Here is a 9,639-nt window from a genome sequence, read left to right on the forward strand (position 1 = left end):
TGGAGTATTCCCACATATGGCACACTTCGGTTCTATAAGATCAGTAGGATCAAGAGTGCTACCACATTTCTCACATTGATCTCCTTTTGCATACTCATATCCGCATTTAGGACACTTACCATTTATATACCTGTCTGGTAAAAACATCTTGTCACTTTCACAGTAAAACTGTTCCTGTTCCTTAACTACAGTATATCCGTTCCTAACAATGTTTAGAAAGAATTCTTGTGAAAGTTTAAAATGGACCTCTCTGTGAGTTCCAGAGAAATTATCAAACTCTATGTAGAGCTTTTTGAAGCTTTCCTTGATAATTTGGTGATACTTTTCTACTATCTTCTCCGGGACTGTGTTTTCCTGCATCGCTTTTATAGTTATTGGAACACCATGTTCATCAGTCCCACAGATGAATATCACATCATCTCCCTTCATCTTTCTATACCTATAATATATGTCTGCTGGAAGGTATGCTCCAGCAATATGCCCTATGTGTATAGGACCATTAGCATAAGGAAGTGCTGAAGTTATCAAATATTTCCCCATCTGATCCTCCTAAATGTATTATAATAAAATGATATCCTGCTTTACCACTGTTCAAATCGGATAGCTTAAATCTGACAGAAGCGCCCAATTAAGTTGGAATAGAAAACAATTTGCCTTTTGTTTCGTGTAAAGCCATCTAAGATAAGATCGCTATCAAACTTACCACAATGTCTACGCCAGTTGTAATAGAACTCTTGGTGCTTTGTCTTGACGAAGTTAAGAGTGATAACATCTCCTAGAGATACAAAGGATAAAGTCTAAGACACACTTACTTGGGTATGGTTCTTTTTTGCTCCTCTCGCAGTCCCTATCGGGACAATGTTTTTGGTTCCATCGTGGGTTGGTTTGGGAAATTGGCTTTGGTCCGAAACAATTTGAAACTTCAGTAGTAACTCGTATACCATAGCCTTATAACCATGAGAATAACCAAGTTAGAGGCAGTTTTTGTAGTAATCCTGACTCAATTTGTGTTTCTGGAAGGTTGTGGAAAGAAGGAGGAATATGTGGCTACTCAAAAGCTTTAAGACCTTTGCTACAAAACTTCTCGGAGGTAGAGTTATACTCATCCTAGGAATACTACTTTCTACTGCTCTTATAGGAATAGTAGCTTATCTTCTCTACCCTTTTCCGGAAAACTACCTAGAACCCTCAAAATACTCTCTGAAAATTTTTGATAGAAACCAGAAGATGATTGTAGAGCTGAACCATTACGGTGGACTGAACGAAAGATTTTCCTTAGAAGATACCCCAGATGTATTTTTGAGACTTCTTCTTTTTTCCGAAGATAGGGGTTTTTATAAGCATATAGGGATTGACTTTAAGGCTCTGGGTAGAACCCTTGTTGAGTTTGTCAAGAAAGGGAGGTTTGTTTCCGGTGGTTCCACTATAACTATGCAACTATCAAAACTCAAGAGGGATGTTGTGAAGAATAGCTTATTCACGAAGATTTTGGAAATTCTAGAAGCTCTGAAGATAGAACTTCACTTTTCCAAAGAGAAGATACTGGAAGCTTATCTTAACGAAGTGTATCTAGGTAACAACATATATGGGTTTCAGAAAGCTTCCAAGGTTTACTTTGGAAAGTCTCTTAAAGATCTTAACCTTGCAGAGATGTCGTTTCTCATAAAGGCTATAGCCAGACCTTCTGATGTATACCTTAGTAGGAATGCTATTCTATTGAGAGCTAGAAAACTTCTTGAGACAGCTTACAGGAAAGGCATAATATCGGAAGATGAGTATCTCTCAAGCATAAATTATAACGTTATTCTAAATCCTGTTATACTACCCTTTTCTGCACCGCATTTCTGCTTTTTTGCAATTGAGGAAGCTAAGAATCTTACTAGCGCAGAAATAGAGGAGATACACACCACCTTGGACATTGATCTTTACAACGACATATCATGCATAGTGAGGAATGTTATCAAAAATCTTGCTAAATTTAACCTAAGTCAAGCTGGATTGCTTTTAGTAGACAACGAAAACTCGGAAATCCTGTGTATGGTAGGTTCAGTTAACTATTTTTCGGAGTATGGGGCAAACAATGGGGTTCTAATCAAACGGCAACCTGGTTCCACGATGAAAGCTTTCACCTACGCACTAGCGTTTGAGAGAGGGATAATAAACACTTCTTCCATTCTTCCAGATATTGAGATCTCCTTTCCACTTAGATATGGCAGGTATATTCCTAGAAACTATGATAATAGTTTTCATGGGCCTGTCAGAGTTGCTGAAGCTTTGGGTAATTCCTACAATATTCCAGCAGTCTATTTACTCAATAAGATTGGTATCTATGATTACATCTCTTTTCTTAAGAAAGTAGGTTTCTCTTCCATAACTAAGTCACCAGAGTTTTATGGACTCGGAATTACCCTAGGTAATGCCGATGTATCTCTACTTGAACTCGTCAGAGCTTATATGATTTTCCCAAATAACGGACTTTACAGTGACTTAAGATCAATTAGGTATGTAAAGCTAAGAGGGGGTAAGATTGTCTATCCGCCTAGAAAGCGCCCAAGAAAGGTATTATCCGAAGGAAGCTGTTTTCTCATCAACTATATACTATCCAACCACAAATACAAACTTAGAGCATTTGGAGTAAATTCAACAATAAACCTTCCTTTCAATGTTGCAGTGAAAACAGGAACCTCAAAAGACTTCCGCGACAATACCATTATAGCCTATAACAGAAAGTATACCCTAGGGATATGGGCTGGAGACTTTAGCGGGAAAAATATGATAAACACACCATCAGCACGAGGTGCTGGAATAATACTTAGAGATACTCTCCTATACCTCTACAATAAAGAACTCCTCAAACAGGAGAAGTTTATCAAACCTAGCGAAATTATAGAAGTTGAGATTTGCAAACTCTCGGGAATGAAAAGTAGTCAAGAGTGTGACGAAGTAGAAAAGGAAGTATTCATAGCAGGGAAACAACCAAATGAAATATGTAACTGGCACAGAAATGGCAAAATATACCTACCTTCTGAATATAAAGTCTGGGCACAGAACAACCTAACAAAGCGTAGGGTAATATTAGTTGGTGAAAAACTAAAAATACTCTCTCCACATAATGGTAGCGTTTTTGCTATTGAAGAAAGTGTAGCAAGGGAAATACAGAACATCATCCTTGAAGCAAACACTGAGAGTAAAGATGTAGAATGGTTTATTAACGGGAAGTTCCATAAAAAGGGTAATCCCACCCTATTACAACTTTGCGAAGGCGAGTTCACAATAGAAGCAAGATGTAAAAATGAAAGCGACAGAGTGAAAATTACAGTAGTTTCACCGAGACAGTTAAGATTACATCAGGCTAACACAAATCTAACTTCAGACTAACAGGAAAGAGTTAATCTTTTCAAGCTCCTTAAACCCTTACAATCTCCATATACTCCTCTGGAACCTCTTCAATAAACCTTGTTGGTGATACATAAATATGCTTACTTCCTATCCTTACATATCTGCTTGCAGTTATTACTAGCCTACTCTTTGCTCTAGTAATTCCAACATAGAAAAGCCTTCTTTCTTCATCCAGCAATGACTGGCTATGAAAGGATCTAAAGTATGGGATTATACCGTCAACCGCTCCGAATATGAAGACTACCGGAAACTCAAGTCCTTTTGAAACGTGCAGAGTCATAAGAGAAACACAGTCTTTAGTCTCATCCACATCGTCCAATCCAGTCATAAGAGCAGAACTATTAACAAACTCTTCAATAGTTCTACCACCACTGTTTTCAAACTCATTTATTGCCGTTAGAAGCTCTTCAACATTCTCTATTCTATCCTCATAATCATTGTAAGTGTTTTTAAGGTAATTGTAATAACCTATTTTACTTATCAACATCCTGACTCTGGAAGCAATACTCTCCTCTCCTTCCAAAACCTCCAAAGCCTCTGCAAGAGCCTTAACCTTACCACCTATGATACCCTCCTTCTCAAGCATTAACGCAGACTCTATAAGATCTTTACCACTCCTTAGTGAAAAGTCTAAGATCTTAGATAAAGAAGCTTCACCCAACCCTCTCCTAGGAACATTAGCTATTCTGGAAAAACTCACAAAATCGTTTCTGTTCACAAAAAACTTCATATAAGCAAGAATATCCTTGATCTCTGCTCTTTCATAAAAACTAGTTCCCGAATACACTCTATACGGTATATTACTCTTCAGTAGCACTTCTTCTAAGATTCTGGAAAGGTAGTTAACTCTGTAGAAAACCGCAATATCCTTGTAACTGTATCCTAACCTTACTAGAGAGTCTATCTCTTCGGCTATTATCTCAGCTTCTTTAAGTTGACTATACGTTTCCACAAATTTCGGAACAATGCCCTTGCGTCCTATACCTTTTATACTTTTCTCCTTCCTCCTAAACAACATAGCTGAAGAAACAAAATTTGATAGCCTTATCACCTCTTCAGTGGACCTGTAATTAGTTTTCAGAATTACTACCTTACAGTTCTTAAAATCTTTGTCAAAGTTTCTGATGTTTTCTACTTTCGCACCTCGCCACCCATATATTGACTGATCATCATCACCAACAACACATATGTTTTCCATCGGATTAAGCAAAAGCCTGATCAACCCATACTGAACAGGATCAGTATCCTGAAACTCGTCTATCATCACGTATCTCCACCTTCTCTTGTATAGATCTCTTACTTCCTCATTACTACTAAGTAAACTGTGAGGAAGAATTATTAAATCCGTAAAGTCAACAGCATTATTTTTCCTAAGAGTTTCTTCATACATTTTCGTAAGGTCTCTGATAGTATCGCCGAATACATCAACAACCTCATCTCCATATCTTACTTTATCAATTATCTCCATCGTTTGTTCTGGTGAGAGTTCCTCAAATCCATACTTTCTCATAAGCTCTTTAACGAGTCTTAGTTCATCAGCTTTGTCATAGACTACGAAATTTTCTTTTAGCCCCAAAAGGTGGTAGTTTTCTTTCACGATTGAAAGCCCTAGAGAATGGAAAGTTTTTATCCACATCCTAGAAGTAGGAACTCTCAGCAAGTTAGATATCCTCGTTTTCATTTCGTTTGCCGATTTATTGGTGAAAGTCACACATAGTATTTCTAAGGGTGAAGCTTTATCAGTCAAGAGAATATATGCAAAACGGTAAGTTATAGTCCTAGTTTTCCCTGATCCAGGCCCAGCTATTACCAAAACAGGACCCTCAGTTGAAACAACAGCCTCTCTCTGATCCTCATCAAGATCACTTAGCATACTTTGAACAACAGTTGCATCCATAGACAATTATTATCTACTCAAGACTCACTCTGTTTCAATCTCCTACGACTAGCCTTAATAAATCCTAAAATTTAACAATTAGGTATGATTTTTCTGTTTTTCTTGTGGTCCTTATCAAAACAAGGTAAATACTCTTCCTGATAAGCACCTAAGAAGCTTGATGCAAACTCAAGTTTCGTGACTTACGAAAACCAGAGGATAAGTAGGAAAAGTTTAGAATCTTGCTCATTTGACCAATGGAAATAGGAATTTACCAGTAGAACCACCTGCAAACTTGAAAAGTACAAAAAGACATGGTAATAATTCTGCTCATGAAGAACTTAACAACAATGTCACTTCTGATGTACCCAATACGCCACGAATTTTACAAAACCACCAACCTTGAAGTCATTGAGATCTTATCCGACTTCTCAGCTGAAAATATCTCAAAACTCTTTCATAAGTTTGAGGGAGTCAAGCTAAACTTTGACGAACTAAAGGAAAAAATACCCAATATACCAATACACACAGCTAAAACCCTGTTAAGGCTATCAAGAGAACCATCTATAAGAGAACTTATAGAGGCATACATGCTCTCATACGAACTCTACAACTTAAATATCTTACTGCGTGCCAGATTAAACGGTAATACTGACAAGAATCTGTTTTTATTTGATTACTCTGCAGTAACTAGCAAAGCAGAACTTCTTAAACTGGAAAAAATAGACGAGATAAAGAAAGTCTATTTCAAAGTGCTTACCTTCTACAAAATAAAAAGCAAGAAACTTAGGGATACCTTAAGGATAGTATCAGTTGATAATATAAATGAGTTATTATTATATTCTAGCATTGAATACTACAGATCTCTTGTTTCAAAAGGAGCAAACTTTGGACACTCTCTTGAAAATATATTAAAAACAAAAGCCTTCTACGAACTGCTATTAACACTTGCAAAAATAAAGTTTTTAGCAAACGCTAATGTTGAAAAGTATATCTCGGATCTATCCTTCCTAGGAGGTAAGCAGGAATTACTAGCAAATATCTTTGTTTCAACCAAAGAAAGCTTTGTAAAAAAATGTATAGACTACGACATTCTACCTCCAAACTTCATACTTACAGATATTGACGACATAGATAGACTTAAGAACACTCTCCTTAAGTTAGAATGTAAGCGTTTGATAATAGGCACTCCAATGGATCCAGCAACAATAATAGGCATAATAATCCTAAGAGAGATTGATATGAAAAACTATTTCTCAATACTAGGAGGATTCGTAAGTGGCTTTCCTTTTGAAAAAGTAAGACAACTTTTGGTTTTATAGGGGGAGAGATATGTTTTTTCCAGAAAAGATGGTAGAGATAAACATCTTGACTACTGACGAATTTCTAAAAGATATCTCAGACTACCTCATAAAGTTTGGAGAATTTGAGGTAAAAAGAGTCGGAATAAAGGAAGCTCAGAAATTACTTAGACTAAGCAACAAAGATGACGATGAGGTTGAAAAATTCTCAAATATAAAGATGAGGTTGGATAGGTTAGCAGTGAATATGAAAGTAGATGACATAAAGATCAGGAATACTCTTTCTGAAAGAGAACCACTGTCTCTAGATGAAATTGACCTAAGGCTTACGAAAGCAGAAAACGAATTTTACTCAGCTTATGCCATGCTATCAAACCTTGAGAGAGAGGAAGTTGATCTAAGGATAAAAAAGCTACAGTATTCTATAAGGAAGGACCTAGAATCAAGAAACATTCCAAAGGAGTTTTTCACAGCACTATTGATAATAGCTAAGCATGAAGCTCCTACTATCCTAAGAAATATTTCCTCACTTCCCACGATAATAGAAGAAGTTGAATCATTTAAGTCACTTAGTGTCATTTTGGTTTCGCTCCCCTATACTCACAAAAATGAGATACTGAAGCTATCAACCTCCTTCCTAAAGATCATAAACATAAACGAAATAATTACAGAAGATGTAAATCTTGCAGAAATTGAAAAAAGGCTTAGGGAGATAGAAGTTGAACAGAAAAAACTCAGAGGACTACTGGATAGAATAGTTGAGACCAATACCGAGGAGATTCTAACTCTCTATAAAGGACTCTGGTTTTCCAATACTTCCATGAAACTAAAGTCTTCTTCCATCAGAGGGGGTAGATTTATTGTGTTTTCCGGATGGATTCCAAAAAAGCGAGAGGAAGAGGTTTGTGAGAAAATAAGAGAAATTACCAATGACATCTGTGTAGTAGAAACAAAAGACGCAGAAAATACTTTAAAGGAAGATAAAAACACCCAAATCCCAACAAAACTCAACAATCCAAAGTTTCTAAAGTCATTTGAATCCATAGTCAAGCTATACTCTATCCCAAGGTTTTACGAAATAGATCCAACAGTGATATTTACGATTCTTTATGTAATCTTCTACGGTATGATGTTTGGGGACGTTGGACAGGGACTGGCACTGTCTCTAATTTCAGCATTACTCTTTTGGAAGTTTAAAAGTTTCAGAGTCATAGGAGGACTTGGAATAGCTGTTGGACTTTCATCTGCGGTATTCGGCTTTCTCTATGGCTCTGTGTTCGGTATTGAAGGAAAGATAATACCTTCTATGTGGACCTCACCTCTTCATGATGTTCTTGAGATAATGAAAGTCTCAATAGTAACAGGATTTATAGTAATATCAATAGGACTTATACTCAGTGTAATAAATACCGCAAGAGAAAAAAACATCCCTAGGCTTATACTAGGGAACAAGGGGATAGCTGGAGTTTTATTCTACTTCTCACTCGTGGGATACCCCATCTACATCCTACTCTCTGGCACTACCTTCAACCCGAATCTAATGCTTTTTGGAATCCTTGTGCCTATTCTTATGTTCGTAACCGAAGCAATAATAGAAGCTAAAAAACACGGACACTCTGTGTCCCCAGTCTCAATCTTTTTTGAACTTTTTGAGGTTTTTATCTCCTTCGTCAGCAACACAGTATCCTTCATAAGAATCGCAGGCTTTGCCCTAAACCATACAGCACTAATGATAACCTTCTTCTCAATAGCCGAAGTAGTAAAAGGCGGAGTCATCGGAGACATTTTGGCATTACTAATAGTAGTCTTTGGACAGATATTTATAATAGTCTTTGAAGGACTTGTAGTTGGGATACAGGCACTTAGGCTAAGCTTCTATGAGTTCTTCACAAAGTTTTTCAGAGGTGGAGGTAAAGCCTTTGAACCCCTTAAGTAGGAGATAACAAGGTGAAGTAGCTCACTTTACTTAAAACTAGCTTAACATTCTCACCAGCACAATATGATTACTCGCTAAAGCTATAGTATGAATCAGGAAAGTCTTCTTTACCGAGTCTATTTATCAGCTTTATTGCTCTCTTTTCCTTATCATAAACAGGTATACCCGGGGGTAGCTGAACAGTGGGTATGAAGTTGACTTTTACCAGAGTATTACCTTTTCCAAGATGCACCTCAAGGATTCCTCCAATTCCACCATACCCTTTTATGTTGAAGTTGCCATAGGTTAGAAAGTTACCCAGAGAGTAAGCTATCAACTTACCCTTATACACCTCAACTGCTCTCAACACATGTGGGCTGTGACCAATAACAAGGTCTGCACCTGCAGATACAACACCCCTTGCAAAAGCAATAACATTGCCTCTGTTTCTACCCAAGAAATACTCAGTTTTATTTTTTGTATTCAGAGCAGAAGGCCCCTCAGCACCTCCGTGAAAAGAAACAATCACAACGTCATACTTCTCCTTCAGCTCCCTAACTATCTCTTTAGCTTTCTCAACGTCAATGACAGAGTATTTACCCCCGCTAAACCCAAAAGCAACAATACAAACTTTTCTACCCTTTACTTCAATAACATCGTAATTCTCCATATCGGCACACTTCATCCCAAGCTCCTTCAACACCCTGATAGTAAACTCATATCCCATCCTACCATAGTCCATAACATGGTTGTTATTGAAGGAAACCACATTAAACCCCATCTTCTTAAAAGCATTGGTTAGATACACCGGCATACCAAATTCAAAACAATACCACCTTTTCCCACCACACTTTGCTGGCTTAAACCCCTCCTTTATGAACACTCCTTCAAGGTTACACATAACTATATCCGCACCTTTAAGATATGGCCCTATAGTCTCAACAAATTCCTCCCCTGCCCTAGGAGGAATAATCGTTTTCGGAGTTAGAGAACCTAACATCGTATCTCCAACCGCCTTTATCACTATCACATCATCACTCGCATAAACACCAGCAAAACTAAACACCAGAAAAACACATAAACACACCATCGCTAAATCAACAACTCTCTTCATCCTCTCCCCCCTCTAAAAAACTCCTCAATCTTCC

The 9,639-nt window shown here is 37.4% G+C and carries 6 protein-coding genes; 3 read left to right on the plus strand and 3 right to left on the minus strand.

Annotation, left to right across the window (positions count from 1 at the left end; genetic code table 11):
* A partial coding sequence (locus ABDH28_07295) for a class I tRNA ligase family protein (protein ID MEN2998819.1) occupies positions 1 to 540 on the minus strand: 540 nt, incomplete at its 3' end.
* A 501-nt stretch (positions 541 to 1,041) separates the two neighbouring features.
* On the opposite strand from ABDH28_07295, the gene ABDH28_07300 reads away from it, so the two are divergent.
* Positions 1,042 to 3,378 carry a transglycosylase domain-containing protein gene (locus ABDH28_07300; GenBank protein MEN2998820.1) on the plus strand — a complete coding sequence of 779 codons (2,337 nt, stop codon included), beginning with the start codon at positions 1,042 to 1,044 and terminating at the stop codon, positions 3,376 to 3,378.
* Positions 3,379 to 3,406: 28 nt separating this feature from the next.
* Here ABDH28_07300 and ABDH28_07305 read toward each other — a convergent pair whose 3' ends face one another.
* Positions 3,407 to 5,296: a UvrD-helicase domain-containing protein gene (locus tag ABDH28_07305; GenBank protein ID MEN2998821.1), complete on the minus strand. Its 1,890-nt coding sequence runs from the start codon at positions 5,294 to 5,296 to the stop codon at positions 3,407 to 3,409.
* Positions 5,297 to 5,607: 311 nt separating this feature from the next.
* On the opposite strand from ABDH28_07305, the gene ABDH28_07310 reads away from it, so the two are divergent.
* Entirely contained in the window at positions 5,608 to 6,597 is a 990-nt protein-coding gene (locus ABDH28_07310) for a V-type ATPase subunit (GenBank protein ID MEN2998822.1), read from the plus strand.
* Between the two features lie 10 nt (positions 6,598 to 6,607).
* Entirely contained in the window at positions 6,608 to 8,512 is a 1,905-nt protein-coding gene (locus tag ABDH28_07315) for a V-type ATPase 116kDa subunit family protein (protein MEN2998823.1), read from the plus strand.
* Between the two features lie 67 nt (positions 8,513 to 8,579).
* On the opposite strand, the gene ABDH28_07320 is transcribed toward ABDH28_07315, so the two are convergent.
* Positions 8,580 to 9,605: a CapA family protein gene (locus ABDH28_07320; protein MEN2998824.1), complete on the minus strand. Its 1,026-nt coding sequence runs from the start codon at positions 9,603 to 9,605 to the stop codon at positions 8,580 to 8,582.
* Positions 9,606 to 9,639 lie beyond the last annotated feature (34 nt).

The organism is Brevinematia bacterium (assembly GCA_039630355.1).
Classification (GTDB): domain Bacteria; phylum Spirochaetota; class Brevinematia; order DTOW01; family DTOW01; genus SKYB106.

What these genes read in the sequence shown, in the direction of transcription:
- ABDH28_07315 (MEN2998823.1), top strand. Translation starts at nt 6,608, where the DNA reads ATGTTTTTTCCAGAAAAGATGGTAGAGATAAACATCTTGACTACTGAC.
- ABDH28_07305 (MEN2998821.1), bottom strand. Translation starts at nt 5,296, where the DNA reads ATGGATGCAACTGTTGTTCAAAGTATGCTAAGTGATCTTGATGAGGAT.
- ABDH28_07300 (MEN2998820.1), top strand. Translation starts at nt 1,042, where the DNA reads ATGTGGCTACTCAAAAGCTTTAAGACCTTTGCTACAAAACTTCTCGGA.
- ABDH28_07320 (MEN2998824.1), bottom strand. Translation starts at nt 9,605, where the DNA reads ATGAAGAGAGTTGTTGATTTAGCGATGGTGTGTTTATGTGTTTTTCTG.
- ABDH28_07310 (MEN2998822.1), top strand. Translation starts at nt 5,608, where the DNA reads ATGAAGAACTTAACAACAATGTCACTTCTGATGTACCCAATACGCCAC.